The sequence below is a fragment of the Vibrio sp. 10N.286.51.C3 genome, from assembly GCF_003050065.1.
In the GTDB taxonomy this organism is placed as follows: Bacteria; Pseudomonadota; Gammaproteobacteria; order Enterobacterales; family Vibrionaceae; genus Vibrio; species Vibrio crassostreae.
In genome coordinates, this window is the sequence record NZ_PIGC01000027.1 from 1 (window position 1) to 24608 (window position 24608).

General features: G+C 44.0%; 32 protein-coding genes and 1 rRNA gene. 5 read left to right on the top strand and 28 right to left on the bottom strand.

Annotation, left to right across the window (positions count from 1 at the left end; all coding sequences use genetic code 11):
* The 8 genes from CWO27_RS21755 to dusA form a co-directional block, all read right to left on the bottom strand.
* Nucleotides 1-527: ribosomal RNA gene (locus CWO27_RS21755) — 16S ribosomal RNA — on the bottom strand; the annotation flags it as partial.
* A gap of 663 nt (nt 528-1190) precedes the next feature.
* Complete coding sequence (locus CWO27_RS21765; RefSeq protein ID WP_102433533.1) at nt 1191-1967, bottom strand: phosphoadenylyl-sulfate reductase; 777 nt, start codon at nt 1965-1967, stop codon at nt 1191-1193.
* The gene (gene cysI, locus CWO27_RS21770; protein WP_050621048.1) at nt 1960-3687 is read right to left on the bottom strand and encodes an assimilatory sulfite reductase (NADPH) hemoprotein subunit; all 1728 of its coding nucleotides are present in this window, start codon (nt 3685-3687) and stop codon (nt 1960-1962) included. The genes CWO27_RS21765 and cysI overlap by 8 nt, the downstream gene beginning before the upstream one ends.
* On the bottom strand, nt 3687-5552 hold the full coding sequence (locus CWO27_RS21775; protein WP_107899493.1) for an assimilatory sulfite reductase (NADPH) flavoprotein subunit: 1866 nt from the start codon (nt 5550-5552) through the stop codon (nt 3687-3689). Before CWO27_RS21775 ends, cysI begins: the two co-directional genes overlap by 1 nt.
* Before the next feature lie 123 nt (nt 5553-5675).
* Nucleotides 5676-5906 (bottom strand): hypothetical protein, encoded by a 231-nt coding sequence (locus CWO27_RS21780; RefSeq protein WP_004735813.1) that lies wholly within the window; start codon nt 5904-5906, stop codon nt 5676-5678.
* A 202-nt stretch (nt 5907-6108) separates the two neighbouring features.
* Entirely contained in the window at nt 6109-6774 is a 666-nt protein-coding gene (locus CWO27_RS21785) for a TIGR04219 family outer membrane beta-barrel protein (RefSeq protein WP_107899494.1), read from the bottom strand.
* Between the two features lie 135 nt (nt 6775-6909).
* On the bottom strand, nt 6910-7131 hold the full coding sequence (pspG, locus tag CWO27_RS21790) for an envelope stress response protein PspG (protein ID WP_017059950.1): 222 nt from the start codon (nt 7129-7131) through the stop codon (nt 6910-6912).
* Nucleotides 7132-7337: 206 nt separating this feature from the next.
* A complete protein-coding gene (gene dusA, locus CWO27_RS21795; RefSeq protein ID WP_107899495.1) occupies nt 7338-8339 on the bottom strand; it encodes a tRNA dihydrouridine(20/20a) synthase DusA in 1002 nt (333 codons plus the stop codon).
* A 110-nt stretch (nt 8340-8449) separates the two neighbouring features.
* Here dusA and CWO27_RS21800 point away from each other — a divergent pair, with 110 nt between their 5' ends.
* On the top strand, nt 8450-9523 hold the full coding sequence (locus CWO27_RS21800; RefSeq protein ID WP_102279191.1) for a site-specific integrase: 1074 nt from the start codon (nt 8450-8452) through the stop codon (nt 9521-9523).
* An 885-nt stretch (nt 9524-10408) separates the two neighbouring features.
* On the opposite strand, the gene CWO27_RS23655 is transcribed toward CWO27_RS21800, so the two are convergent.
* The 19 genes from CWO27_RS23655 to CWO27_RS21880 all read right to left on the bottom strand — a co-directional run bounded on the left by CWO27_RS23655 (nt 10409) and on the right by CWO27_RS21880 (nt 19858).
* Nucleotides 10409-10564: a hypothetical protein gene (locus CWO27_RS23655; RefSeq protein ID WP_170960830.1), complete on the bottom strand. Its 156-nt coding sequence runs from the start codon at nt 10562-10564 to the stop codon at nt 10409-10411.
* Nucleotides 10564-10782, bottom strand: coding sequence for a hypothetical protein (locus CWO27_RS21805; protein WP_102279189.1), 219 nt, complete (start codon nt 10780-10782; stop codon nt 10564-10566). Before CWO27_RS21805 ends, CWO27_RS23655 begins: the two co-directional genes overlap by 1 nt.
* Before the next feature lie 36 nt (nt 10783-10818).
* Nucleotides 10819-11247, bottom strand: coding sequence for a M15 family metallopeptidase (locus tag CWO27_RS21810; RefSeq protein ID WP_102279208.1), 429 nt, complete (start codon nt 11245-11247; stop codon nt 10819-10821).
* Between the two features lie 73 nt (nt 11248-11320).
* On the bottom strand, nt 11321-12004 hold the full coding sequence (locus CWO27_RS21815) for a hypothetical protein (protein ID WP_102279188.1): 684 nt from the start codon (nt 12002-12004) through the stop codon (nt 11321-11323).
* Entirely contained in the window at nt 12004-12654 is a 651-nt protein-coding gene (locus CWO27_RS21820) for a hypothetical protein (RefSeq protein ID WP_102279186.1), read from the bottom strand. Before CWO27_RS21820 ends, CWO27_RS21815 begins: the two co-directional genes overlap by 1 nt.
* A complete protein-coding gene (locus tag CWO27_RS21825; RefSeq protein ID WP_102279185.1) occupies nt 12651-13574 on the bottom strand; it encodes a hypothetical protein in 924 nt (307 codons plus the stop codon). Before CWO27_RS21825 ends, CWO27_RS21820 begins: the two co-directional genes overlap by 4 nt.
* On the bottom strand, nt 13555-13761 hold the full coding sequence (locus tag CWO27_RS21830; protein WP_004735824.1) for a hypothetical protein: 207 nt from the start codon (nt 13759-13761) through the stop codon (nt 13555-13557). Before CWO27_RS21830 ends, CWO27_RS21825 begins: the two co-directional genes overlap by 20 nt.
* Nucleotides 13761-13907, bottom strand: coding sequence for a hypothetical protein (locus CWO27_RS23660; RefSeq protein ID WP_170960258.1), 147 nt, complete (start codon nt 13905-13907; stop codon nt 13761-13763). Before CWO27_RS23660 ends, CWO27_RS21830 begins: the two co-directional genes overlap by 1 nt.
* A gap of 2 nt (nt 13908-13909) precedes the next feature.
* Nucleotides 13910-14182, bottom strand: a complete 273-nt coding sequence (locus CWO27_RS21835) for a hypothetical protein (protein ID WP_102279183.1) — start codon at nt 14180-14182, stop codon at nt 13910-13912.
* A 9-nt stretch (nt 14183-14191) separates the two neighbouring features.
* Nucleotides 14192-15007, bottom strand: a complete 816-nt coding sequence (locus CWO27_RS21840) for a major capsid protein P2 (RefSeq protein WP_050621038.1) — start codon at nt 15005-15007, stop codon at nt 14192-14194.
* Nucleotides 15008-15019: 12 nt separating this feature from the next.
* On the bottom strand, nt 15020-15148 hold the full coding sequence (locus tag CWO27_RS23835) for a hypothetical protein (protein WP_258185233.1): 129 nt from the start codon (nt 15146-15148) through the stop codon (nt 15020-15022).
* Between the two features lie 131 nt (nt 15149-15279).
* Complete coding sequence (locus tag CWO27_RS21845; protein ID WP_102279182.1) at nt 15280-16044, bottom strand: hypothetical protein; 765 nt, start codon at nt 16042-16044, stop codon at nt 15280-15282.
* Nucleotides 16004-16471, bottom strand: coding sequence for a hypothetical protein (locus tag CWO27_RS21850; protein ID WP_102279180.1), 468 nt, complete (start codon nt 16469-16471; stop codon nt 16004-16006). Before CWO27_RS21850 ends, CWO27_RS21845 begins: the two co-directional genes overlap by 41 nt.
* The gene (locus CWO27_RS21855) at nt 16458-16997 is read right to left on the bottom strand and encodes a hypothetical protein (protein ID WP_102279179.1); all 540 of its coding nucleotides are present in this window, start codon (nt 16995-16997) and stop codon (nt 16458-16460) included. The genes CWO27_RS21850 and CWO27_RS21855 overlap by 14 nt, the downstream gene beginning before the upstream one ends.
* Nucleotides 16990-17307, bottom strand: a complete 318-nt coding sequence (locus CWO27_RS21860; protein ID WP_086774729.1) for a hypothetical protein — start codon at nt 17305-17307, stop codon at nt 16990-16992. The genes CWO27_RS21855 and CWO27_RS21860 overlap by 8 nt, the downstream gene beginning before the upstream one ends.
* 64 nt (nt 17308-17371) lie before the next feature.
* Nucleotides 17372-19201 carry a replication endonuclease gene (locus CWO27_RS21865; RefSeq protein WP_102279177.1) on the bottom strand — a complete coding sequence of 610 codons (1830 nt, stop codon included), beginning with the start codon at nt 19199-19201 and terminating at the stop codon, nt 17372-17374.
* Nucleotides 19201-19395, bottom strand: coding sequence for a hypothetical protein (locus tag CWO27_RS23840; RefSeq protein WP_048662771.1), 195 nt, complete (start codon nt 19393-19395; stop codon nt 19201-19203). The genes CWO27_RS21865 and CWO27_RS23840 overlap by 1 nt, the downstream gene beginning before the upstream one ends.
* A gap of 2 nt (nt 19396-19397) precedes the next feature.
* Nucleotides 19398-19592, bottom strand: coding sequence for a hypothetical protein (locus CWO27_RS21875; protein WP_102279176.1), 195 nt, complete (start codon nt 19590-19592; stop codon nt 19398-19400).
* An 11-nt stretch (nt 19593-19603) separates the two neighbouring features.
* Entirely contained in the window at nt 19604-19858 is a 255-nt protein-coding gene (locus CWO27_RS21880; RefSeq protein ID WP_017108645.1) for a pyocin activator PrtN family protein, read from the bottom strand.
* Between the two features lie 134 nt (nt 19859-19992).
* Between CWO27_RS21880 and CWO27_RS21885 the strand changes: the two genes are divergently transcribed.
* From CWO27_RS21885 to CWO27_RS21900, 4 genes are all read left to right on the top strand, one after another.
* Entirely contained in the window at nt 19993-20598 is a 606-nt protein-coding gene (locus tag CWO27_RS21885; protein WP_102279174.1) for a LexA family transcriptional regulator, read from the top strand.
* Nucleotides 20599-21204: a hypothetical protein gene (locus tag CWO27_RS21890; RefSeq protein ID WP_102279173.1), complete on the top strand. Its 606-nt coding sequence runs from the start codon at nt 20599-20601 to the stop codon at nt 21202-21204. It begins immediately after the preceding gene.
* Nucleotides 21205-21618: 414 nt separating this feature from the next.
* Nucleotides 21619-22077, top strand: a complete 459-nt coding sequence (zur, locus tag CWO27_RS21895; RefSeq protein WP_017059941.1) for a zinc uptake transcriptional repressor Zur — start codon at nt 21619-21621, stop codon at nt 22075-22077.
* Between the two features lie 17 nt (nt 22078-22094).
* Nucleotides 22095-22556 (top strand): chemotaxis protein CheX, encoded by a 462-nt coding sequence (locus tag CWO27_RS21900; RefSeq protein WP_017059940.1) that lies wholly within the window; start codon nt 22095-22097, stop codon nt 22554-22556.
* A gap of 148 nt (nt 22557-22704) precedes the next feature.
* On the opposite strand, the gene pgi is transcribed toward CWO27_RS21900, so the two are convergent.
* Nucleotides 22705-24357: a glucose-6-phosphate isomerase gene (pgi, locus tag CWO27_RS21905; RefSeq protein ID WP_102478972.1), complete on the bottom strand. Its 1653-nt coding sequence runs from the start codon at nt 24355-24357 to the stop codon at nt 22705-22707.
* Nucleotides 24358-24608 lie beyond the last annotated feature (251 nt).

Sequence of the window (24608 nt, forward strand, 5' to 3'; positions counted from 1 at the left end):
CACGGAGTTAGCCGGTGCTTCTTCTGTTGCTAACGTCAAAAGATAGCGCTATTAACGCTACCCCCTTCCTCACAACTGAAAGTACTTTACAACCCGAAGGCCTTCTTCATACACGCGGCATGGCTGCATCAGGCTTTCGCCCATTGTGCAATATTCCCCACTGCTGCCTCCCGTAGGAGTCTGGACCGTGTCTCAGTTCCAGTGTGGCTGATCATCCTCTCAGACCAGCTAGGGATCGTCGCCTTGGTGAGCCATTACCTCACCAACTAGCTAATCCCACCTAGGCATATCTTGACGCGAGAGGCCCGAAGGTCCCCCTCTTTGGCCCGTAGGCATTATGCGGTATTAGCCATCGTTTCCAATGGTTATCCCCCACATCAAGGCAATTTCCTAGGCATTACTCACCCGTCCGCCGCTCGACGCCCATTAACGCACCCGAAGGATTGTTAGTGTCGTTTCCGCTCGACTTGCATGTGTTAGGCCTGCCGCCAGCGTTCAATCTGAGCCATGATCAAACTCTTCAATTTAAGATTTTGTCGGCTCAATGAATACTGACTTCAAAACTACAAAAAGTAATTCTAAAGCTATTATCTTTCCAACAGAAAGATAATGAATTGACTGTGCCAAATACCTTCTTTCTACAAGAGAAAGTAGTTATTTGTATTGGTCACTCAGTTCATTGAAACCAAAGTTGATTCCGAAGAATCTGTTTTATCTAACGATAAAACGTTTTGATATTCATCAACGAGTGCCCACACAGATTGATAGGTTTAAATTGTTAAAGAGCTTCTCTTCGTTGTGACTTACATCACTTCGGAAGAGGCGGCCATTCTAGCGATTTAATTCTCAGTGTCAAACACTTTTGAAAATTAATTTCTACTTTCTAAAAGTAGGAGCGAATAATCGCTTAAAGCTAGTTGCCTAACTAACATTCTGCGCTGAAGCCTTGTGGCGTCTGCCGTGTCAGTGAGGCGGCATTATAGAGATGTTCATCACATTGGCAAGTGTTTATTAAAGAAAAATGCAAAAATAACGATTACATGACGAATAAACACTCAAAGCCTTATTTATGCAACTTTAACTACAAAGTAACTACACAATAACCACAGACTTATCCACAATCGCTTTAATTTTATCCCCTAGAAACTAAAAAAAGCTGCCTTATGGCAGCTTTTTAAATAGCAATGAGTCTAAATCCCAGAACCATATTGCTCTCCATCATCTTCATGGAGACCACATTCGCGTTTCAGCCCATTAAAACGAGTTTCTTCTTCAGTCATACCCGGTTCCCACTTCTTAGTTGTATGTGTATCTCCAACAGAAAGGTAACCCTGCTCTCGAAGCGGGTGATAACCGAGACCATGCTCTTCTAGGTAATAGTGAACATCTTTATTCGTCCAATCGATTACCGGCAAAAATTTAAACACACCATTTTGAATAGATAAGATTGGCAAGTTTGCACGCGATTGAGATTGCTCTCTTCTTAAACCGGAAAACCATGTCCCAGCCTCGAGCTCATCTAGCGCTCTTCTCATCGGTTCAACTTTATTAAGCTTGTTGTACTTCTCTATCCCTTCTATACCTTGCTCCCAAAGTTTTCCATATTGCGCTTCTTGCCAATTAGGGCTCTGTTGGGCACGAAAGACTTGAAGGTTTAGAGTCAACTTCTTACTTAACTCATCGATAAAGCGATATGTTTCAGGAAATAGATACCCTGTGTCCGTCAGAATAACCGGAATATCTGGTTTTGCTTGAGTCACTAAGTGCAGCATTAACGCGGCTTGAATGCCGAAACTTGAAGACACAACATGTGATCCTTCCAAGTTTTCTAATGCCCATTTAACTCTTTCTAATGCTGTTAGCTGTTCTAACTCAGCATTAATTTGCCCAAGACGAAGTATTTGCTCCGTCTTAGTCAATGCGAGTAGCTCTGCTAACTTCAATTTTGAAGCGACAGAATTATGCATGCAGATCCCTCTTGGAAATGATCACCTCTTCGATGATGCCAGCTCGGATTGTAAAATCACCGAACCCTTCATTGTCGTTGCGTTCTGTAGCCCAACGTCCCACCAGCGCATCAATCTCTTCTAAGATCTGAGCTGATGTGATGTTCTCTTTATACATCTTAGGGATACGAGTTCCGGCCTTGTTGCCACCTAAGTGCATGTTGTAACGCCCCGGAGCCTTACCCACTAAACCAAGTTCAGCCAACATTGCACGACCACAACCGTTTGGACAACCTGTGATTCGAAGGATGATGTTATCTTCTTCTGGTAATCCATGTTTTTTCAGAATGTCTTCAACATCCGTTACAAACTCAGGAAGAAAACGCTCAGCTTCTGCCATTGCTAAAGGACATGTTGGGAAAGCCACACACGCCATTGAGTTTTTACGTTGCTCTGAAACAGCATCGTCCATCAAGCCATATTGACGCGCCAGTTTTTCAATCTTGGCCTTTTGACTCGTCGACACACCCGCAACAATTAGGTTTTGGTTTGCAGTCATGCGGAAGTCACCTTTGTGGATCTTCGCTATTTCAGCAACACCTGTTTTCAGAGCTTTACCTGGAAAATCAAGTAAACGACCATTCTCGATGAATAACGCCAAGTGGTGCTTACCATCAATGCCTTCCGCCCAACCAATGCGATCACCACGGCCAGTAAACTCATAAGGTCGGCTTTCAGAAAACTCTACGCCTGCACGCTTTTCTACTTCTGCTTTGAATACATCAATACCAACACGGTCTAGCGTGTATTTGGTTTTTGCATTCTTACGGTTTGAACGGTTACCCCAGTCACGCTGAGTCGTTACCACCGCCGCTGCTACATCTAACGTTTTATCTAATGGCACAAAACCAAAGTCGTCAGCTTTACGTGCATAAGTAGAGGTATCACCATGTGTCATAGCAAGACCGCCACCGACTAACACGTTAAAGCCCACCAACTTTCCGTCTTCAGCAATAGCAACAAAGTTAAGATCGTTAGCATGGACGTCCACATCATTTTGCGGAGGAATGACAACCGTCGTCTTGAACTTACGCGGTAGGTAGTTGCTACCAAGGATAGGTTCTTCATCCGTTGTTTCTAGTTTTTCACCATCTAACCAGATTTCTGCATAAGCACGAGTCTTCGGTAATAGATGTTCACTGATCTTTTTCGCCCACTCATAAGCTTCTTGGTGAAGCTCAGACTCAACCGGGTTTGTCGTACACAGAACATTTCGGTTTACATCACCCGCTGTCGCAATTGAATCAATGCCAATGTTATTTAGCGTTTGGTGCATCAACTTAATGTTCGGCTTCAAGACACCGTGGAACTGAAACGTTTGACGAGTTGTTAGACGAATTGAACCGTAAGAGGTACTTTCGTCTGCGAACTTATCAATCGCCAACCACTGCTTAGGGGTAATGATGCCACCAGGCATACGAGCACGCAGCATTACGTTATGTAACGGTTCGAGCTTTTGCTTGGTACGTTCGTTGCGAATATCACGGTCGTCTTGTTGATACATACCGTGGAAACGAATCAACTGAAAGTTATCAGCAGTAAAGCCACCAGTTATTCGATCTTGGAGATCTTGTTCAATCGTACCGCGTAGGTTATTACTTTCACGCTTAAGACGTTCATTGTCAGCCAAAGGTCCAAGTACTTGACCTAGCACTTCTTGCTCTATTACTTGCTTGCTCATTAGTAGACATCCCTTTGGTAACGTTTCGCTTTACGTAAATCATTAATATATTGTTCAGCTTGTTCGCGGCTCTGATTGCCATGTTTTTCCGCAATAGTAACTAACGCTTCATGGACATCTTTCGCCATTCGAGTCGCATCGCCACAAACATAAAGGTACGCGCCCTCTTGGAGCCATTGCCAAACCTGCTCTGCTTGTTCGATTAAACGATCCTGAACATAAACCTTTTCTTTTTGGTCACGGCTAAAGGCAACATCTAGCTTAGTTAGCGCGCCAGACTTAAGGTACTTCTGCCATTCAACTTGGTATAAGAAATCTTGAGTAAAGGTACGGTCACCGAAGAACAACCAGCTTTTGCCTTCAGCATCATTGTTTTCACGCTCTTGAACGAAACTGCGGAAAGGAGCGATACCTGTACCCGGGCCGACCATGATGATTGGTGTATTGTCGTCTTGTGGTAGCTTGAAGTTATTGTTGTTCTCTACAAACACCTTCACTTCGCCACCTTCTTCAAGGCGCTGAGCCAAGAAGCTTGATGCTCCACCTAAACGAGACTCTTCACCTTTTTGGTATTCAACCAGACCAACCGTTAAGTGAACTTCTTCATCCACTTCCGCTTGGCTTGATGCAATAGAATAGAGGCGCGGAGTCAGCTTACGTAACAGGCCAATTAACTCATCAGCCGATAGCTTGGTTTTCTTCTCTGCTAGTACGTCAACGATCTGAGTATTGCCCGCGTATTCACGAAGCTTGTCTTTATCTTCCACCAACTTGATTAACTTCTTGCTGCCAGATAACTCAGCAAACTTGGTCACAAGCTGAGGGTTTGAAGTGGTAATCTCAAATTTACTCACTAGCGCACTATGGATAGATAGATTGTCACCATCGACATCGACACTTTCGATGCCAGATAACCCAACCTTAGAAAGGATCTGATTCGCGAGTTCTGAACTGTTTTCATACCACACACCCAGTGCATCACCCGGTTGGTAAGTAATACCCGACTCATCAAGATCAATCTCGATATGACGAACATCTTTACCCGAGTCACGACCCGTGATCTTTTGGCTGGTTAATAGTGTCGCTGTGTATGGGTTTTGTTTGGTGTATTGCGAATGACCAGCAGCCGCTTGACCTACAGGTAATTGAACCACATCGGCTTCAGTGCCTGTCGATAGCGTCTCTTTTACTTGCTCTAATGCTTTAGCGCGCCATTCCGTTGCTGACTCTTCGTAATCAACATCACAATCAAGGCGATCGACAAACGATTTAGCACCAAGCTTAGCGAGGAAGTTATCGAAGTCTTTAGCCGTTTTGCAGAAGAACTCATAGCTAGAGTCACCTAAACCAATCACACCGTATTGTAGGTTTGATAATTTTGGCGCTTTCTTCGATTGAAGGAATTCATGCAACTCAATAGCATTGTCAGGGGCTTCGCCCTCACCATTGGTTGAAGCGACGAAAATGACGTGCGTCTCTTTGGCTAAGTTCTTACCTTTATAATCACTCGCATCGAAAAGCTCGACCGCGATTCCTAAGGCCTTGGCTTCTGCCTCGAGCGATTCAGCGACGCCTTTAGCATTACCGGTTTGAGAAGCGAAGATAATGCTGAGCTTGCCCGCTGGCTTAGCCGCTACTGCAGCGGCCGCTTGAACGATTGGCGCAGCAGCACCGACAGGTTGAGCTTGGCTCACTCCCCAAAGGTAACCACTGACCCATGCCAGTTGCTGTGAAGACAGTTCAGAAACAGTTTGCTGAAGATGACCCAATTGTTGGTCATTAAGTGGTGCTGCTAGCCCAGGTAACTCATTAGCCCCAGACTGTGCATTATTGTTTTGTGAAGACTCTTTCTTATTTAAAGACATGGTCACGACATCCCTAATCATTGCGTGACGATAGATTAACCACTCCTTTTAATAACAAGAAAGAATAGAAAAGTATGTTTTATAACTTTTTGGAAGTAAAAACCGATTGAAACGTAAATGGCCTTACTGGTTTTCAATGCGTACTTGCTGAAAGCCAACCGCCATTGCCGACTTAGATGCTAGGTCTAAATCCGCGTAATGACACTCTTCGCCATGAACATCAGTAAGCAGAACAAAGCCACCACCCATATGACGAAACTCCACAACCCAAGACCCTTCTTGAATTGAGGGCTCTATGATGGCTTCAACTAACAGGTTTTCTCTATATAAATTTCGTAATTCATTGAGTGTCATATTCCATCCCTTGCTTTGACCTCACTACATAGACCTTATAAGAATAGACGCTAATTAGCTCTTTGTATTAAGGATGGTCGAAAGTGATGAATGTGCTAACTAATTCCAGAAAGATATATACTCAAGTAACCAATAGATATAAAAAAACGCCACTTAATAAAGTGGCGTTCTTAAAATTCGTTCTAAATTTGCTTTATATGGCCTAGAAGCACACTTCAGCACCAGCAAACCAACCATCGACCATGACAAAGCTCTTACCTAGTTCCGAGCTAAAGAACTCATCCGAATCTAGGTCGATAACACGGTAACCACCACGCAGGGCAATTTCAGATTCTGATACTGGAATTCGGTACTGAACACCCGCCATCAAGTCAGTGCTCTTAATGCCACTGCTATCACCGAACTCCATCGTACCGATGATATCGAAGTTGGTGTCAGGAACATTTATCTCTGCGTTACCGTAGAAGCTCCACGTAAATTCATCAAAGGTTGCTTGAGTACTCGTTTTAGGCTCAATGTAGTTAGAGTTTGAGTACTGAGTGAACGTCACACCTGCATCAAAGTTCATCAGCTTGTGATCTAACAATGTGTAATAGAAGGTGTAGTCGTACTTATCGAAGGCCAATGAATCCGCATCGACAGAAGTATAGCGAAAACTAGCGTTTGGTAGCATCGGGGCATTATGCTCAAATGCGAAATACAACGAAGGAGAGTTAGAATCGTCATCTTGTCTAACTTCGTTTAACTTTGTACTTCCCCACCACATATCAGCACCGACTTTAGCCGTGTAAGAAAACTCTTCAGCAGCAGACACTGCTGAACTTAAAGATAGCATTCCCACTAAAGCAATTAATGGCATTTTATTCATTTGAGATAGCTCCAATTCCATATCGTAGTGCTAATTGTATGCACATTCATAGATTATTGGGGAAAATTCTACCACACATCTTAAATTCTAAAACGATAAACCGCTGACGAGTAAAGATTTGACGGCACTATGACCTTAGTAACGTCTCTGGTTAGAACTGTGTACAAAGTTTTTGAAAAACCACACACCGATTGCAATCACGATCAACCAAGGCAGTAACTTAAACACAACGCCCATCATACCTAAGACCAACATGACTAATAACGCTACTCCGGTTGCGGCCAATACCGTCATAAACGTGATACCTGTGACAAGCAGAGTTGCAACGAAAATAAGAACAAAGATTAATTCAAACATAATGGTCTCCCTAATGAGTTAATGACCTATCTTTCCTACTTTCTAACATTGCAGCTTCCATACCAAGTATGCCAACCCAAGAAAATCCTTATTTATCAGATAAATAAAAAGCCACACATCTTCATGTGTGGCTTTTCGGAAACTTGTAGTGGTAAATTTAGCCTCTAATGGCGAATTTAACCTTAAGTTTTTAACTTAGAGGGAGGTTAAACATTTAGCTCTTTAGGGATCTTAGCCAATGCTGTTTGCATCACTTCGATACCTGCACCTTTCTTATGTGCGTTTTCACTGATGTAGCGACGCCATTGTCTTGCACCCGGCATGCTTTGGAACAAACCAAGCATATGACGAGAGATATGTCCTAAGCTTGCGCCATTTGAAAGTTCACGTTCGATGTACGGGTACATTTCTTCAACCACTTGTGAGCGCTTCTTGATTGGCGAGTCTAAACCAAAGATCTGCTGATCGACTTCAGCCAAGATAAATGGGCTATGGTAAGCCTCACGACCAATCATCACGCCATCAAGGTGCTGCAAGTGCTCTTTAGTTTGCTCAAGAGTAGTAATGCCACCATTCACAGCAATCACAAGATCAGAGAAATCTTTCTTGATTTGGTATGCACGATCGTAATCTAGAGGTGGGATTTCACGGTTTTCTTTCGGGCTAAGGCCACTCAGCCATGCTTTACGCGCATGGATAGTAAATTGCTCACAACCGCCTTTTTCAGAAACCGTCGAAATAAACTTAGTTAGAAACTCATAAGAGTCTTGGTCATCGATACCGATACGCGTTTTCACGGTAATTGGAATATCAGTCACTTCTTTCATTGCTGACACACAATCTGCCACCAGCTCTGGCTCAGCCATTAAACACGCACCAAAGCGACCGTTTTGAACTCGGTCTGAAGGGCAACCTACGTTAAGGTTCACTTCATCATAACCGCGCTCACCAGCCAGTTTTGCACAAGCAGCCAGATCAACCGGATTAGAACCGCCGAGTTGAAGAGCAAGAGGATGCTCTTGCTCGTTATATTCTAGAAAGTCGCCCTTACCATGTAAGATCGCGCCCGTTGTTACCATTTCCGTGTACAGAAGAGTCTGCTGAGAAAGCAAACGGTGAAAGTAACGACAGTGGCGGTCAGTCCAATCGAGCATGGGTGCAACGGATAAGCGGTTAGCCGCGTATTTACTAGTATTGTCAGGTTTCATAAGGTGTTACTCGAAATCTATATACTGTATATATATACAGCAATTTGCTAGAGTTGCCCCAAACTCACCCTTTCAGTACGCATATAGTACGTATCGATGGAGTAGGACGAATGGCATCATTTAGCATTAAAAAAAGAACACTAAAAAGCGGTGAATCACGCTTCACAGTGGACATTGTAGTCAAAAAGAATTCGGCGATTATACACAGGGAATCGAAAACATTCAGGAAAAAAGAACTCGCTAGAACCTATGCAAACAAGCGGGTTCTTGAGCTAGAAAACCCTGACGAATCCGGACAGAAATCCGTACCGTTGTACGTACTTCTGGACAAGTTTATGGAAGAGCCTGATTTATGGGATAAAACAGGACGAACGAAGCAATACGTAATTAAGCTTCTTCGTGACTGCGACATATCCAAGATTGAAAGCGACAAGCTAAGAACTAGCGACTTAATCCAACACTGTAAAAACAGAAAAGGTGGAGGAGCTGGCGGTGCAACGGTCTATCACGATGTTGCTTACCTCCGTTCTGTGATGAAAAAAGCAAAGCCTGTGTTCAATATCGCGGCCAACTTTCAGATATTTGATGAAGCAATTCCGGTTCTCATTGATATGGCACTAATAGGTAAAAGCCAGAAACGAACACGCCGCCCAACTTCCGAAGAACTAAAACGCTTAAAGCTTGGATTAGAACAACGTGAGTCTTTCCGGCCAAACGGCAAAACTCGAATCCCGTTCACCGACATTCTTGAGTTTAGCATTCTCACTTGCATGCGAATTGGCGAAGTCTGCAAACTTCGTTGGGAAGACCTCAACCAAGAACATAAAACAATTCTTGTCAGAGACAGAAAAGACCCAAGGAAGAAAGAAGGTAATCACATGATTGTACCGTTACTGGGCGAGTCATTTGAGATCGCGCTAAATCAACCAAACAAAGGTGAACTTATTTTTCCATACAACTCACGAAGTGTTAGCGCAGGATTTCAAAGAGTTCGAAATGAGTTATGCATAGAAGACTTAAGGTATCATGACTTACGTAGAGAGGGAGCGAGTCGGTTATTTGAAAAGGGTTACTCAATTGAAGAAGTAGCCCAAGTCACAGGCCACAGAAATTTGAATATTTTATGGCAGGTTTACACGCAGTTGTTTCCGAAGAATTTACATAAAAAGCAGAACCTTAAATAGATTTTGTCTACTAAGTTTAGGCCATTATGGACACTAAATTTTTTATTGTAGATCTTCTGGTCAACTCTGGGGAGAGCACTTAAAAGCTAACTACTTCATGGCAGTTTGTGGCGCGCTCTCTAAATTATCTTCAATACTTGCGGACAGTAAGTCTTCACCCCTTTTAGCACAGTGACTCATTAAGGTTGGTTTATCATAAAACCTCCAAAAATTTAGCTACTTATGTGTAATTCCGACCAAAAAATAGGGTTATGTGTTTTAGTCAAAGATCAAGGGAATTTTTTTTATGAATGCGTAAAAATAAAGCATCCTTAAAATGCAATATTTATACAATCAAGTGGTATCTATTACCATCAGTTAGTGGTCACTTACAGTTTTTTTTCAATTCACCACTTATCCACAAGCAACCCAATTTCTTTACCTTGAAAAAGTTCAATTGTAGCACTATCTTGTAAGCCTTCAGGGAAGCACACACATGATGTAGTGTTTATTTTATTCACAACATAAGAAAGGAGTTATACAGAAAACGTTGATTATTTAACCAGAAACGAAGAACCCCACCAAAAGGCAGGGTTCGAATTCGAAGCCAAGTCTAGAGTAACGCCAATCACTCAAAAAGTGGCCACTAGATATCTAAATCTCAATATCTGACACCGAGACTATAGATCGTGGGTACAGGCTTGGCAACCAAATTAACACAACCATATAGGTGTGATTATGTTGCCAAAAAGCGTCAAAGCTATACTGCGTAAGGTGTTCGACACAGGTTTTACTATTTTCAGATTACGACCTGATTTCTTTGTCAAAGGGCTAATTTACTGTATCAATACAGTCGCAGATTTGATTAAAGAGTAACTTAAATAGACAGTCGAAAGGCTGTCTATTTTACCCATTACCACTTTCAAGCCTTGTAATACGCTCATCCATTTTCTCCATCATCAAGCGCAACCACTTAACATCCGTTTTGAGTGTGATACCTACCCCCACTCCGCTAGACAAAGCACTGACAACAGCGACAATTATTGTTTGATACTCTGCCATTACTTGAACTCATTGCGTAGGGTTTCCCATAGGCCAAATACTATTGGAGCACTTACGCCAATAATGCCACCGAATTGAACACCGTCTGCCGATACGCTAGCGGTGATAAGTTCAGGGTGACCAGCTACCAAAGCAGCTCCCGCGCCAAGTAACGCTAAACCCTTTTTCGTGGATGGTTGGTCAAGGTCGATTCCGATTTTTTCTAATAAGCTTTTCATAGTAATTTGCTCTTCCTTAAATACTTGATGGTGTAACTATGAGTAATAGGCTCTATCGAGCTCGATATGAGGACCATCTTTAAAGCTGACCCAATCACCGCCCCATACAATCGGAATACCTAACTCATCCGCTGCCTGTTTGAATGCCCAACTCACTTGTTCGTAATAACTAAAGCCCCACGTCACTTTGCCGTTTTCGTCGTACACCACAAAATCAACCGCGCAGCCTGATTGGTGACGGCTTGTTTTGTTGTATCCGTCTAACTGGCTTGCTCCTTGTTTGAATAGAGCGTTCTGTTCCTCTGCGGTACGCTTACCTGACGTAATGCCAAAATCAAACGGGGTTAGCTCAATAGCACGGCGAACGACTCGCTTTAAATCACCGCGTACGCCCACCATGCGCATCTCACTTCTAGCTGATAAAGCAAAGCCACTCACTATTTTGATTATCTTGTCTTTTTTCATTAGGTACCCCACAAACAGGATCAGGAAAAGCAGTACTAGCAAATACTTAATATTCATTACCACCAACCCCTTGTTAATCAGGCACCGGATAAACAGCTTCCTCAGCAATCCACGTCTTTTTGACATGAATAAGCCCAAACAAGTTTTCTAACGTTGCAGGTGCCTCTTCCAAGTAAACCATCACATCATTAGTTATATCTTCCACATCGAATGAAATTTGAAGTTCTGATTCAGCAATACTGGCTACATCGCCCGCTTGAACATTAAGAACAACATCAGACGAGCCACCGAAGACCAATGACGAATCACTCGAAGAGTACGCAGCTGTCACACTGCAATACGCGCCTCTATATGATGGGGCGGCTTGAGTCTTAATTCCGATTACGCAAGAAATAGGAGTATCTAACGCGCTCACCTTCGCAGCCGTTGACGCATCAAGATTTATCTTCCCTTTGAGCGTGACCGACATCATTAACGATACAGAATCATAAGGCTCCGCTTTCGTTATCAAATCGACTGCTGACTTTAATTGCATTCTTCGACCCCACTCACCATTAATGCTTTCATTTCGATGATACAGAGCCGCGTTATGACTACGCTCAGGATCGTCATAAAGGTTATTTAAGATGGTCACGAAACCGGACGCACTCCCGCCATCTTGAGCACTTAGAGGAATACAGGCCAAGACATTAGCCCCGACTTCCCCAACTGAGCCCGAACTCGAAGAAGCTTGGGGTGGGTTTGAAAGTTGGAACATTAGATAAACTCCCCTACTTTCACGCTATCGCCTATGGCACCTTGCAGTGTCACGATGGCATCCGTTTGAATTAATGTATGACCGCCAGCTGTAAGATCAATTAAGCCTTGCACCAACACGGGACTGGCATTGTCGGTAGAAGCCTGAATAAAGAGCCCTTTACGCCCAGCTTTCCCATCAATAATTTGCTCATCGCTTGTTAAGTCCAATAACCCACTGCCGACCTTTTGCAAGGTGTACAAATCAGCAAGCTTTTCCACCTTGAGGACGTCATTTTGAATGCGTGTTTTTACCTCGGTTTGGACTTCGCCCACCTTTATCGGGGATAGAACTTTATCAACGGTAATTGGCGTTAAAATCTCGCTAATCGCTACCGAATTACTAATATCAATTTTTTGCGCTTTGGTGATGATTGGAACATCTGCGATTTGATATTCAATCGTCACGGCATCCGCTTTGTGATTAAAAAGTTCAAGCTCGTCAAAACGAGTGATATCAACCGTGTCACCGCGTTCAATCTCTACAGGTCGCAGAGCATCACCGCGCAGCATGACGGTATTACTGGCCTCACGCATGATGAGGTACTTACCAGCCTGACCTGCGTTAAATTTAATGGCTTCGCCAGTATTTAAGGTATGCAGTTGCTTCATTGCTTACGCCCCGCGAACATATAAGCCATCGTTAATACCGAGACGAGAATCCCGACCATAAGAGACACATTTTTCAGTAACTCGTTATTGCTTTCGTTCTCACCCGTTTGCTCTCGCGCTTTTGCTGCTCCTGCTATGGCAAGTGCTGCTTTGGTCGTTTCCGTTTGTTGGCCTGCCATGGATTTAATGGAATCTATCGCGTGCTCGCTAAGATTTGCATTTGCATCCAATGCGCCCTCACCAAAACTGAACGCTCCGTCTAACGCTTTCTCACCAAAGCCCAAAGAGGCATCAACGGTGTCCGCTGAAAAATCTAATGCGTCAGTTCCGAATTTAAACGCTTCTTCTGCCGTTCGACCTGCAACCGCCATTGCGCCATGGTCAGTCATGCTTAAATTAATGTCAGAGTTTTCTATCCCTGACAGCGCAAAGCCATTGTTATCGCCACCGATACCTTGGCTATTGCTTTTGTTTGTGGTTGTAGTGACGGTTTTCGCATCACTCTTTGAGCTACTTTTCCCGCCCATATCATCAAACCTTATCTGTAATACATGCTCATTCTTGTGAGTTTCAATCTCTAGAACAGGCAATCGTAATTTACGCTGAATATAGCGATGGGCTCCGCGTTTGCTAAAGTGGGCGCGAATGGAGTCAAACCCATTCGCTTTACCGTGATTAATGGCACTGAGCGTACCCGCGGCCATATCACCCGCTAACGCAACAACCACCAACTCCTTAGAGCCTGATTGTGATTGCTCACCGCGCAGTAACATGTAGGTATCTTCCACTCGATAAAGGGACTCTCGCCCCTCTTGAACTTCAATTTCTGCTTGTTTGAGGTAATCACCAAGGGCTTTACATAGCCTCGGCTTGGCGTTGCCCCAAGTTTCAGGAATTAAGTTACTTTCGAGTGAGAACATACAGCGCAATCAGAGCAACAAGCGCAATTCCCCACCACGGTATGCCGTTGTTGCTGCCAAAATTCATTGCGCCAGCAGTAAAGCCACTGTTATTTGTGGTGTTAGACGTGTTACCTGATTTTGCTGGACCCGAAGACCCGCCCGTCAAGCCACCGCCACCCGTTAAAGACGTTAATGAACCTAGCATTAGCGAAACACTCCCGATTTGTAGGCAAGGTATAACAAGGCAATCAACGCGGTAGCAGTCAGAGCCTTATTGATGCCCTGACTCACACCAAACCCAAGCGCAGAACCAAGACCAAGACCACCTAAACCAATGAAAAGTAATGGCATAACTATTTACCTTTCAGCATGACAACAAGCAGAACCAGCACTAACAGCACAGCAATACCACCACCGATATAAAGCAGGGTGTTATCTTTCGCTACAAGTGAGCCTTGAGGGGTTGTAACAGCGTTGCCGTTATTATCAACAACGGGTGCGTTAGGTTGCTGGGTAGTGTTTGGGTTAGATGAATTGTCATCATCACCAAACAGCCAATCGGCATTTTCACCCACGCTATCAAGCGCACCGCCCCCAAACTCTAAGAGGTCATCAAAAAAGCTCATATCGGCTCCTTAGCTTCGACCCGCGAGCATTTCAGGGCGAACCACTTTCACCGATTCAACCAAAATAGGGATTGAGCCTGCTACGTCACTCGTTGTTACTGAGAACTTCAAGTTAGAGCTGTGCTGTGTTGGAAATAGCTCATCGATAGAAAAACCACGCACAATAGGATCGAAGTGAAAGTAACCCGCTTGAGGTGTACGTTCGTTACGCTTGGCGTTCGCTTCATTGATAAACTTATTGGCTTCGTACTCTTTAACAAAGTCGCGCTCAACTTCGAGTTTAGTGATACCCGTGTGCATGAAGTGCGCACGACGTAAACTAATCAACGGGCTTGATACTAGGCTTGTGAATTCGTTCACCCCTGCCGCGTTCGCTGGCATGGTTTCACGCTTAACCATTGGCACGATGATTCGTGCAGGTTGTGCATTAGTCACCCACGCATGAACTTGAATCGATAGCGGGTCGCCACTGGCTTTCGCTTTGAACTGGATATCTAAGTGAATGTTGTCACCCGCTTCCGTCACCAACCCCGTGTAACGAACACCATTTTTAGTACGTGCGGAAATATCACTAAATGGGATCACGTAGTGGCCTGTTGTATGAGCACGTTGTTTGTAACGCTCAAGCATCAAAATCTCACTGCCCGTTAAGACATAGATTTCTTCTGCATTAAGCGTGATAGACAAACGCTCAATATCGGCTGCTTCGGCATTGGTCTCTAATACCAACTCTTGATAAGTAGGACCAACAGGGATAGGTAACGTACCTTTTTGTCCCCAAGCAGCACCGACCATGGAATTAAGTTTGATTGGTTTTACTGACATGTTTATATCTCCTTAAAACCAGCCACGCTTGCCGTTAATGAGTTCTTTGATTGCTTCTAGCGTTGATACGTTATTGATGATGGCAATCACCAGTAAGGTCAGTGCTACAGCAATCAACATGTTTTTATGTTGAGCTTTCATGAGTTCCCCTGTCTCTCGACGTTGGATTGTGAATAATCAAATTGAGCGTTTATCAAATAGGAGTGAGGAAAAAAAAGGAAGGGAAAGTAACCTATAGGTTGAACGGGTAACCTATAGGTTAAAAAGGTCGATTAACGGTAGTTTAAATTGAGCTTAGAGCCTGACTGACAGTTAAACGCTTTGTGCTCGATGTTGCCGATACCATCACCAATCAATAAGTATTCGGCTATCGGTTTACCAATGCGTTCTTTATTGACCTTGGCAGACTTTAGCCCCGCCACGATATTCACATCCAACCCGCGTTTATCCGCTATCCAGTGAGCATCACTCATTGAGTTAACCGCGCCTACCCACCAAACACTTGATTGTTCAGTCACGGTTTTTGGTACTTCTTGCCCTCGTTGAAACACCGTATGCACCACCAGACCGTATTGACGACCTCCGCGCAAAAGCTCACCCGCACGACCTCGAAGCTTGCCCGAGGTTTCTACACATGACGCCAATTCTTCGATAACGGTATAGAGCTGGCTAGCCCGACCGTTACCCACCGACCACACCACCGACGCAAAGAACTCTAATTCGTCGGCCGTTGCCCCATTTGCTGGAATGTAGGCCAGCTTAAACGAGCCACCGCGACGACGCGCCATAATGAGCGTTTTGACAAAGGTTAAGCGTGATGAAGTGCCGTGGCACATTTGGCCTTGAAATTTACTCCCTGCGTAGTTGGTGTAGGGGTCAAAAAAGACCGCTTGAGCCGTTTTAGGGACTAGCCCCAAATGCTTGACGGCTGAGGTTTTACCTCCTCCTGTTCCTGCCACATAAATGGTGTGCTCGGCATCATGTGACGGGGTCGAGTTAACGGGGTTCGGTAGGGCTAGGGGCTTCGGTTTTTTCACCGTCCACCTCCTTTGATTGTTGCAACATGAGCAATTGCTTTTTAGAGGCATAAATCAAACCAAGAACCGCAAGCAATAAGGTGGCCTCTTCGATGTAATCCCCAAACACGCCCATAAGCGCACTACCGTGTTTTGCAAAGACAGGCTCAGCCGCATCCATCACCGCTTGCTTACCTTTACCGTCAAACTCAAATTCAACTCCCGAAATGATGGAGGTCGCTTGCTCGCTTAAGGCAAACAAAATATTCAGCAAGCCCGCCATAGCTTCCGTTTTATCTTCGGTTACCGTCTCGGTTGGCTCGGTTAAGCCAACTACATCGCTCTCGGTTTTTTCTTGTTCTTCAAGCTGATGAATAACGGAGCCAAAATCCCCCCAATCATCCAGTTCAACTTGTTCACCTGGTAAGGTTTCGTTAACTTGCTCCATGCTCCCCCCCTTGCGGTTGTTCGGCTGAGGCCTTCGGTAGCAGTTGAGACACCGCCCAAACAATAAAGATAACCGATGCTAACCCCGTGATTACTCGTTTAAAGGGGAATTTGCTTGGGGTCTTTTCTGTTTTTTCATCATCGACCGTATCGGTTATCTCTCGGTTGGAAACCTCGTCTTTACTGGCTTCATCCACTTGCACCGATTCGGTTAACTCAATTGCATCGATAAGGTTAGGCTCGGTTATCAAATCCGACTCAATAACCGAACCTTTCTCGGTTAGGTTCGGTTTAAGTTCGGTTAACTCAGCAACGGAATTAGCTTTGATGAACTCCGTAACCTTTTTGCTATTCGAACTATTGCCGCACTCAGGGCAACGGTAATACATCAATCCAATGTTACGGCTGTTTTTTGGTGGCTCACCAGACGCGATCAATTGCCCCTCACCCACTTGGTGAGTGGTGGCGGCAGACTGGCAAACAGGACAAGCAATATACCCACGAACAGGGTTTTCATATTTAGCCATGTTTCACCTCGACGCTTTCCACATCTCCAAGTTGCTCTTGGTTGGCCACGACGACAGCGCGGTATTTATTGCGCGCCACCCCATTAAGTTTTTCGAGTTGCTCTAATTGCTCAAATAGATTGACGGGAAGCCCTAGAGCCTCCAGTGATAAGTTGCCACCCATCAACATTCCCATGGCTTTTTTCATGAGCTTGCTGGTATCCATTTCTTTGAAGCGGTCGATTTCTACTTTCATGTTGCTGGTTAGTTTGTCAGCCGCGTCCAAAGCGGCTAAATCTCGCTGGCATTCTTCAAGCGATAGTATTTTCATTTCAATCCTCTGTCTCACGACGTTGTTTAGTGTTTAGCCCCTGATTCACATCGTTGGCAATGGTTTAATACACAATCAGACGGTTGTTTCTAAAACTGATACTCGTGTATTTATCAATTTGAACTTTGGCTCCCCGCATCAGCGGTGAGATTAAGCATTGGACTCCCTCTACGCTCCATCCGGTCACGCGTTGAAGATGTTCAACTAAGGGAGAGTTACAGTTATTTTCAGTGCTCCAAGGTGAGACGCTCCGCGCCTCTTGAAGACGCTTCACGTCTTTTTTCTTAACGAGCGAATAGCACTCGCTAGACGTTTCGATAAGACGACCGAGCCAAAAAAAGCCGATCACCTTTTTGGTTGTTTCACCGTATTGGTTTTGTTTTGATTGGTAGGCAACTTTTGCACTATCAGCCAATTGGCAGAACAGCGACCACTTCGAAGAATCTGCCGCTTGGCGCAGCTCTTCGAGCTTTGGGTCTATCATGGTCTGTTCCGGTTTTACCCTGCGTAGATTTCGCCAAAGGGAAACAGGCTTACCACCAAATTGCTGAAACTGACGGATTCGGTGAGTGGAAGCCCAAGCACGTGCACGATAGGCTGATTCTTCACCCTCGTTTTCTGGCATGTGTTTACCGTTAATGTTCTTCGAGACGTATTTAGCAATGTAGGCAGTCGCCCCGCCTTTTTTAGGGTCAGCTTCTTTCACATCAAAACGAGGTGAAATATCAGAACCTAGTTCGTGCTTATCCTCAGAGATAGCGCACAATTTTAAGGTTTCGATAATGAAGTCTTTGTCGTCAGGCGAACAAAACAGAAAGTAGTGAGCATGGCTGGTCGCGTCTTTGTGTGGTTCAGCCACTCGAAAACCAAAATAATGAATCTCTTCTTTCGCTAGCAGTGCTCGACCTAACGCCCATTGCTGCATGAGAACTTGGTGGCCGTCTTTGATACTCGCACCATTCCACTTTTTAGAGACTCGGTGGTATTTACTCGGCAACGTCCAAGTAATAAAGAGCGCGGTATAACCTAAGTCTTGAGCCAACTCTTCAAAGCCACGAGATCGCACCATCATTTCAATACGACGGTTTTCTGGATTCGCAGTCGTTCGCTTGACCACATCCTCAAGATTGAAAGAATCGCCCGTCTCGTTATTCATCACTGCCATAGTTTCAAGGAACGCTTTAGCGTCTCGCTGTTTCTGTTTCCAGTTGGCAAATGACAACGCACTGATCACCGGTGACTGATATTTTCCCTCACCAACTCGCTCAAGCGTGATTTGTGAATACTCAATGTATTGTGCTCGGAGGTGTAACAAGCGTCCCTCAATCCAAGATTCAGATTGCATCTTGAGTACGGCTACCTGTAGGTCTTGTTCTAACTCTTCCGGTTTCTTATCGCGTTTTTTAAGGTTCACTTGTGGCGCGTTAACATGAATCGTTTTTAGTTCAGCTTCCTGCAATTGGTAAACATGCTCTATCGCATCTAAAAAGCTTTTGAATACTTCGGGTTGGCTTTCTTCGGTAAGCAGTAACGCGCACTTATCAGCGAACGTTTTTGCTAGTTCACTAACGGCATCATCACGCATCAAAATATCGTGGCTTAAAGGTTGAGTTCGGCTCTTAGCGCGACTATCAACAAACGGGAATTTGTTTTCAATGAAGTGCGCTCTTTTCAGCCCAAATTTAACGGCATCTTCTGCCGCTAGTATCAGATTTTCTTTGGTAGGGTTTTGGCGTTGTTTACGCTTGGCTATTTTGCGCTTCACATCGTTACGCACGATTTTAGGCAAGCGAGGAAAGAAGCGTTTAGTGAACGCAGAGTAACGAGTGAGTTCTCCTGCGTCACTTTTAGCTTCCATGTTAGCAAGTGCGGCTATCATCGCTTGTTCGTTCATTACAGCCCCGTACACGAATGATTTGTGCAAACGTAATTCATCGGTCTAGCTTTGCGCTTTGAACGCTTCGACAAACCATGCTTTTCACGTAACTGCTCTATCAAATGAATAGAGCGTTCGCGTAGTTCCGGTTTAGGGTCAACCATGCCGAGCATATCGGGACAAGGTAAGTGGATAGGGTCAGATACCTGCATGTCTATTCCTCCAAGCTTTCCAACAAAATGGTGGCTTCGAGGAACTGCTGATAAATCGGATATAAAAATTCAAACTCAGGCGAAGACTCGCTTAAACAAGACAAGCGACCTTTCACGATCATGAAAAGCTCTCTGGCTTCACTCGAATGAGAAAGGTCTACGCTAACGCTGTGAATCGGAGTCGCTACATTATTCATGCTCAATCCTCCTACCCGTTTACCGATAGCCAATCACACTTGGCCACTGAATGACGTTCATCAATGTAAGCAGCGAGGTCTTCTATCTTGATTAACGACGGGCTGCGCTCTGAATCACGCAACTTGAAGGTAGGAACGGGAAAGTCACAAGCTTTCGCTCTTTGCTCTGCCGTCTTAGGGGTAATACCAAAAAACTCTTGGCTGACTTGTTTAAGTTCTACAGTAGGGCTTTCAAATCTAGCGAGTAATGCGAAGTTTGTGTTCATAAATCACCTATGCAATTATGGTGAGTTAACTAAGAGCAACTATAATTAACTCAAGAATGTCTCAATGTCGCCATGAGACATTATTGGATCATAATTTATACATTGCAACACCTTTGAGCACACTGGAGCATTCAATGAGCATCGTGGACGGACAAATATCTGAACTTAAGAAATTAACCAAAACCTCAAAAAACACTGATTTATCAAAAGCTTTAGGGGTTTCAGCATCAACCATTCAAACGTGGAGAATGCGTGGAAAAATTCCTGAAGATATTTTTCTAAAAGCGAACGAGATCGCAAAAAGTGGCTCATTGACTCCAAAAGGCTATTTGGAATTGAAGTTTTTCGATATTGAGGTGAGTGCTGGGCATGGTGCGCTTGTTGAAAAAGAAGAAGAATCTAGCGCAATGGTTTTTAGTGAGCGATTCATTAGGCAAGAGCTTGGCTTTAACCCTAACAACGTTTTCTTAATGCCTGTCCGTGGTGACAGCATGATCCCAACTCTCAAAAATCAGAGCATCGTAATGGTGAACCGCGTTGATGGTTTTTCTACTGATGGGATTTACGTATTCAGATATGACAATCGACTGATGGTGAAGAGACTTCAATTCCTACCACATGGAATCAAGGTTGTGAGTGACAATAGTGCTTATGAAGCATGGGAACTTGGAAAAGAAGAAATTAAAGGCAACGACTTCGAGATCATCGGTGAAGTGGTTTGGTCTGGGCAGAGAATGTAAATGAGAAGAATAAGACGTTTTGTTAGAAATTGGTGGTTTAGGCCTGCAACTATAACTTCGATTACCGGAGCGATAATTTCATTCGTTATTGTCACTGCTGTGATCTTAATAATGATCATGAATTCATGGTTACCAACAGGAGAAAGCTCCAGTTCAGAAGGTAGGCAAGAGCTTAGTTATATGATCACTATGGTCTCATTATTAGTCGCTACTTTTGTTATGATTTATAGCTCTATGCAGCACCGACAAAAACTCACACCTGTATTAAGTTACCTTATTTCGGAGTCAGGTAAGAAGAATGACAATAAAGCTTACTCATTAATCCTATGCAATGAGGGAGAGCCGAGTGTGATTATTCGAGATGTATTCTTTTATGACTCTAACGACAAAATTTCTAAAATCCAGCCGAAACAACCGATTACTAAAACCTTATCGAGTATGGAGACTCTAACGGTTCCTTTGACTTCGAAGCAGTGTAAAGACTTTACAAATAACTCGTCGGCAATAGATATCATTGTGTGTTCAAATTCAGGGAAGATTTATGCTATCAAAGCAAAACCAAAGCTGCTCTTAGAAGGACATAAACTGGTAAAGAAAAGTAGTTAGTACGGATTTAGTACGGATGACTCACTGGCAAGCCAAGTAATTGCTTAAAGGTGAGTCCAATCGAGCATTGGAGCGACAGACAACCTACATGAATGTGTCATGGCAAAGTACCCTAGTAGCGAGTCAAAAAAATATGCTGGAATACCCAGCAAAAGCAAGGTCGGCTATTGTAAATGCTATGCCCTGTTTGTGCTATATGAACTTTGCCTCACACTTTTTTATAAACCTATTCACCAGATCTCTAATTCAGCCTCATTAATCAGTTATGCCTTGAGTCACACTGTCATTTTGAGTTACCTTGTCTTATTCAAAGTCGTGGGTCACAATACGCTCTGTACCTGACTTTAATAGAAATCATTGGCCCCCAAAACGTAGTAACCTAGAAATAGGGTTTAATTAGGGATGGCCGATTGAATGGTGAAAAATTTGGACCACACATTAATAGAGCAAGTTGAAGGGATATGCGCATCGCGAGGCGTTAGATTGACGCCTCAGAGAAAGCGAGTGTTTGAGCTCATTCTCTCTAATAAAAAAGCCTCTAGTGCTTATGAATTGTTAGAGCAGTTGAAAGTCAGTGAACCACAAGCCAAGCCTCCTACGGTTTATCGCGCTTTAGATTTCTTGTTAGAGCAAGGTTTCATTCACCGAGTTGAGTCAACCAATAGCTTCATATGCTGCTGTTCTTGCAATGCCAACAAACATTTCTCCCAACTACTGATCTGCGATAAATGTGGCACTGTGATCGAACTGCAAGACGATGCGCTTGTCACCCTACTCGCCAGTAACGCTGAGAAGCATGGCTTTCAATTGACTAATCATGTCATTGAATCGCATGGCATTTGCCAATCTTGCTCCTCCGAGATGAAAGAATAAGATTATAGAAGAACATTATGCGCGCTGAATTTGTAAACCCGTTTTTAGCTTCTTTGATGAACGTACTAAAAACGATGGCTTCTCTAGAATTGAAGCCACAAAAACCAAGAGTTAAGAAAGATGAAATCGCTCGTGGCGATGTATCCGGCCTAATTGGTATGGTGGGTACACAATCTCGTGGCTCTATGTCGATCACCTTTGATGAAGGTCTCGCTCTCGAAATCATGGAAAACATGCTCGGTGAACGACCAAACGGCCTCAACGAAGAAGTGACCGATATGGTGGGTGAAATCACTAACATGGTGACTGGCGGTGCAAAACGTATTCTTGCGGAAAGCGGTTTTGACTTCGATATGGCAACGCCAATCGTGGTTTCCGGTAAAGGTCATACGATTCGTCACAAGTGTGATGGGGCAATCATCATCATGCCTTTTTCATCTCAATGGGGTAATGCTTTCATCGAGATCTGTTTCGAATAACAGCTGTTTATTTCTAGCAGTACTGAGTATCAAAGAAGGTTGGCATAATGCCAGCCTTTTTTATTACCTGCGATTTAACCATTGCTTGCTCTACAGATACAAAAACGCCAACCCGAAGGTTGGCGTTTTTTGGATGCTATCGACTCAATTAAGCTTTAAGCGCTTTAAATGCGTTGATTAGACCGTTCGTTGAGCTGTCGTGAGATGTTACTTGAGCATCATCAGCAAGCTCTGGAAGAATTTGGTTTGCTAGTTGCTTACCAAGTTCTACACCCCATTGGTCGAAGCTGAAGATGTTCCAGATAACACCTTGAACAAAGATCTTGTGCTCGTACATCGCGATTAGGTTACCTAAAGAGCGAGGGTTGATTTGCTTAACAAGAATTGAGTTCGTTGGGCGGTTACCTTCAAACACTTTGAAAGGTACTAGCTCAGCAACTTCTTCAGCTGTTTTGCCCGCAGCTAGGAATTCAGCTTCTACAGCCTCTTTTGTCTTACCGAAAGCTAGAGCTTCAGTTTGAGCAAAGAAGTTAGACATTAGCTTCTGGTGGTGATCAGATGCTGGGTTGTGGCTGATAGCAGGCGCGATGAAGTCTGATGGGATCAGCTTAGTGCCTTGGTGAATCAGTTGGTAGAAAGCGTGCTGGCCGTTTGTACCAGGTTCACCCCAGATGATAGGACCAGTTTGGTACTCTACCGGGTTACCTTCACGGTCTACAAACTTACCGTTTGATTCCATGTTACCTTGCTGGAAGTAAGCAGCAAAACGGTGCATGTATTGATCGTAAGGTAGAATTGCTTCTGACTCAGCGCCGTGGAAGTTGTTGTACCAAATACCGATAAGCGCAAGGATGACTGGAATGTTGCTTTCAAACTCAGTTGAAGCAAAGTGGTTATCCATCTCGTGAGCACCTTCTAGTAGCTCAACGAAGTTATCGAAGCCAACAGAAAGAGAAATAGAAAGACCGATCGCAGACCATAGTGAGTAACGGCCACCAACCCAGTCCCAGAATTCGAACATGTTGTCAGTATCGATACCAAACTCAGCAACTGCAGTTGCATTAGTTGATAGTGCTGCGAAGTGTTTAGCTACGTGTGCGTTGTCACCCGCTTCAGCCAAGAACCAATCACGTGCAGAGTGCGCGTTAGTCATTGTTTCTTGAGTAGTGAATGTTTTAGATGCCACTAAGAATAGCGTTGTTTCTGGGTTCAGAGGCTTAAGTGTCTCAACGATGTGAGTGCCATCTACGTTAGAAACGAAGTGCATGTTTAGACGAGTTTTATATGGCGTTAGAGCTTCAGTCACCATGTATGGACCAAGGTCCGAACCGCCGATACCGATGTTAACTACATCAGTGATCTCTTTACCTGTGTAACCTTTCCACTCACCAGAAACGATGCGGTGCGTGAACAGTTCCATTTTTGCTAGTACTGCGTTCACTGCTGGCATTACGTCTTTGCCATCAACCATTACTGGGTTGTCGCTACGGTTACGTAGAGCTGTGTGAAGTACTGAACGACCTTCAGTCTTGTTGATTGCATCACCACCGAACATTGCTTCAATTGCAGACTTAACTTCAGTCTCGTTCGCAAGAGCAAATAGGTGCTGCATAGTTTCAGCATCGATAAGGTTCTTAGAGTAATCGACTAAGATGTCAGAACCGAAACGAGTAGAAAAGCTCTCGAAACGCTTTGCATCTTGAGCAAACAGCTCTTTCATATCCATATCTTGAGCAGACTCAAAATGTGCCGTTAGAGCTTTCCACGCTTGTGTATGCGTTGGGTTGATATTTTTCAACATGGTATCTATCCCGATGTTACTGTAGGTTTTATTCTAAACGTCACCTAGGTGATGAATAGAACCCCCGATTAGGCGAAAGTTTATATTTTTCTGTGATGACCAAACCGCGCCACCACTGAAAGATTCTTTGTAATTTTTTTTCACGACGTATTATGCCGCATATGAAGAGCTGTACCTTGAGATAAATCAGGATTAGATTTCCTGACAGAAGAATCGGTACAGACTCTAGCTCTAACATAATTAAATGTGAG

What these genes read in the sequence shown, in the direction of transcription:
- CWO27_RS21765 (WP_102433533.1), bottom strand. Translation starts at nt 1,967, where the DNA reads ATGCATAATTCTGTCGCTTCAAAATTGAAGTTAGCAGAGCTACTCGCA.
- cysI (WP_050621048.1), bottom strand. Translation starts at nt 3,687, where the DNA reads ATGAGCAAGCAAGTAATAGAGCAAGAAGTGCTAGGTCAAGTACTTGGA.
- CWO27_RS21775 (WP_107899493.1), bottom strand. Translation starts at nt 5,552, where the DNA reads ATGTCTTTAAATAAGAAAGAGTCTTCACAAAACAATAATGCACAGTCT.
- CWO27_RS21780 (WP_004735813.1), bottom strand. Translation starts at nt 5,906, where the DNA reads ATGACACTCAATGAATTACGAAATTTATATAGAGAAAACCTGTTAGTT.
- CWO27_RS21785 (WP_107899494.1), bottom strand. Translation starts at nt 6,774, where the DNA reads ATGAATAAAATGCCATTAATTGCTTTAGTGGGAATGCTATCTTTAAGT.
- pspG (WP_017059950.1), bottom strand. Translation starts at nt 7,131, where the DNA reads ATGTTTGAATTAATCTTTGTTCTTATTTTCGTTGCAACTCTGCTTGTC.
- dusA (WP_107899495.1), bottom strand. Translation starts at nt 8,339, where the DNA reads ATGAAACCTGACAATACTAGTAAATACGCGGCTAACCGCTTATCCGTT.
- CWO27_RS21800 (WP_102279191.1), top strand. Translation starts at nt 8,450, where the DNA reads ATGGCATCATTTAGCATTAAAAAAAGAACACTAAAAAGCGGTGAATCA.
- CWO27_RS23655 (WP_170960830.1), bottom strand. Translation starts at nt 10,564, where the DNA reads ATGGCAGAGTATCAAACAATAATTGTCGCTGTTGTCAGTGCTTTGTCT.
- CWO27_RS21805 (WP_102279189.1), bottom strand. Translation starts at nt 10,782, where the DNA reads ATGAAAAGCTTATTAGAAAAAATCGGAATCGACCTTGACCAACCATCC.
- CWO27_RS21810 (WP_102279208.1), bottom strand. Translation starts at nt 11,247, where the DNA reads ATGAAAAAAGACAAGATAATCAAAATAGTGAGTGGCTTTGCTTTATCA.
- CWO27_RS21815 (WP_102279188.1), bottom strand. Translation starts at nt 12,004, where the DNA reads ATGTTCCAACTTTCAAACCCACCCCAAGCTTCTTCGAGTTCGGGCTCA.
- CWO27_RS21820 (WP_102279186.1), bottom strand. Translation starts at nt 12,654, where the DNA reads ATGAAGCAACTGCATACCTTAAATACTGGCGAAGCCATTAAATTTAAC.
- CWO27_RS21825 (WP_102279185.1), bottom strand. Translation starts at nt 13,574, where the DNA reads ATGTTCTCACTCGAAAGTAACTTAATTCCTGAAACTTGGGGCAACGCC.
- CWO27_RS21830 (WP_004735824.1), bottom strand. Translation starts at nt 13,761, where the DNA reads ATGCTAGGTTCATTAACGTCTTTAACGGGTGGCGGTGGCTTGACGGGC.
- CWO27_RS23660 (WP_170960258.1), bottom strand. Translation starts at nt 13,907, where the DNA reads ATGCCATTACTTTTCATTGGTTTAGGTGGTCTTGGTCTTGGTTCTGCG.
- CWO27_RS21835 (WP_102279183.1), bottom strand. Translation starts at nt 14,182, where the DNA reads ATGAGCTTTTTTGATGACCTCTTAGAGTTTGGGGGCGGTGCGCTTGAT.
- CWO27_RS21840 (WP_050621038.1), bottom strand. Translation starts at nt 15,007, where the DNA reads ATGTCAGTAAAACCAATCAAACTTAATTCCATGGTCGGTGCTGCTTGG.
- CWO27_RS23835 (WP_258185233.1), bottom strand. Translation starts at nt 15,148, where the DNA reads ATGAAAGCTCAACATAAAAACATGTTGATTGCTGTAGCACTGACCTTA.
- CWO27_RS21850 (WP_102279180.1), bottom strand. Translation starts at nt 16,471, where the DNA reads ATGGAGCAAGTTAACGAAACCTTACCAGGTGAACAAGTTGAACTGGAT.
- CWO27_RS21855 (WP_102279179.1), bottom strand. Translation starts at nt 16,997, where the DNA reads ATGGCTAAATATGAAAACCCTGTTCGTGGGTATATTGCTTGTCCTGTT.
- CWO27_RS21860 (WP_086774729.1), bottom strand. Translation starts at nt 17,307, where the DNA reads ATGAAAATACTATCGCTTGAAGAATGCCAGCGAGATTTAGCCGCTTTG.
- CWO27_RS21865 (WP_102279177.1), bottom strand. Translation starts at nt 19,201, where the DNA reads ATGAACGAACAAGCGATGATAGCCGCACTTGCTAACATGGAAGCTAAA.
- CWO27_RS23840 (WP_048662771.1), bottom strand. Translation starts at nt 19,395, where the DNA reads ATGCAGGTATCTGACCCTATCCACTTACCTTGTCCCGATATGCTCGGC.
- CWO27_RS21875 (WP_102279176.1), bottom strand. Translation starts at nt 19,592, where the DNA reads ATGAATAATGTAGCGACTCCGATTCACAGCGTTAGCGTAGACCTTTCT.
- CWO27_RS21880 (WP_017108645.1), bottom strand. Translation starts at nt 19,858, where the DNA reads ATGAACACAAACTTCGCATTACTCGCTAGATTTGAAAGCCCTACTGTA.
- CWO27_RS21885 (WP_102279174.1), top strand. Translation starts at nt 19,993, where the DNA reads ATGAGCATCGTGGACGGACAAATATCTGAACTTAAGAAATTAACCAAA.
- CWO27_RS21890 (WP_102279173.1), top strand. Translation starts at nt 20,599, where the DNA reads ATGAGAAGAATAAGACGTTTTGTTAGAAATTGGTGGTTTAGGCCTGCA.
- zur (WP_017059941.1), top strand. Translation starts at nt 21,619, where the DNA reads ATGGTGAAAAATTTGGACCACACATTAATAGAGCAAGTTGAAGGGATA.
- CWO27_RS21900 (WP_017059940.1), top strand. Translation starts at nt 22,095, where the DNA reads ATGCGCGCTGAATTTGTAAACCCGTTTTTAGCTTCTTTGATGAACGTA.
- pgi (WP_102478972.1), bottom strand. Translation starts at nt 24,357, where the DNA reads ATGTTGAAAAATATCAACCCAACGCATACACAAGCGTGGAAAGCTCTA.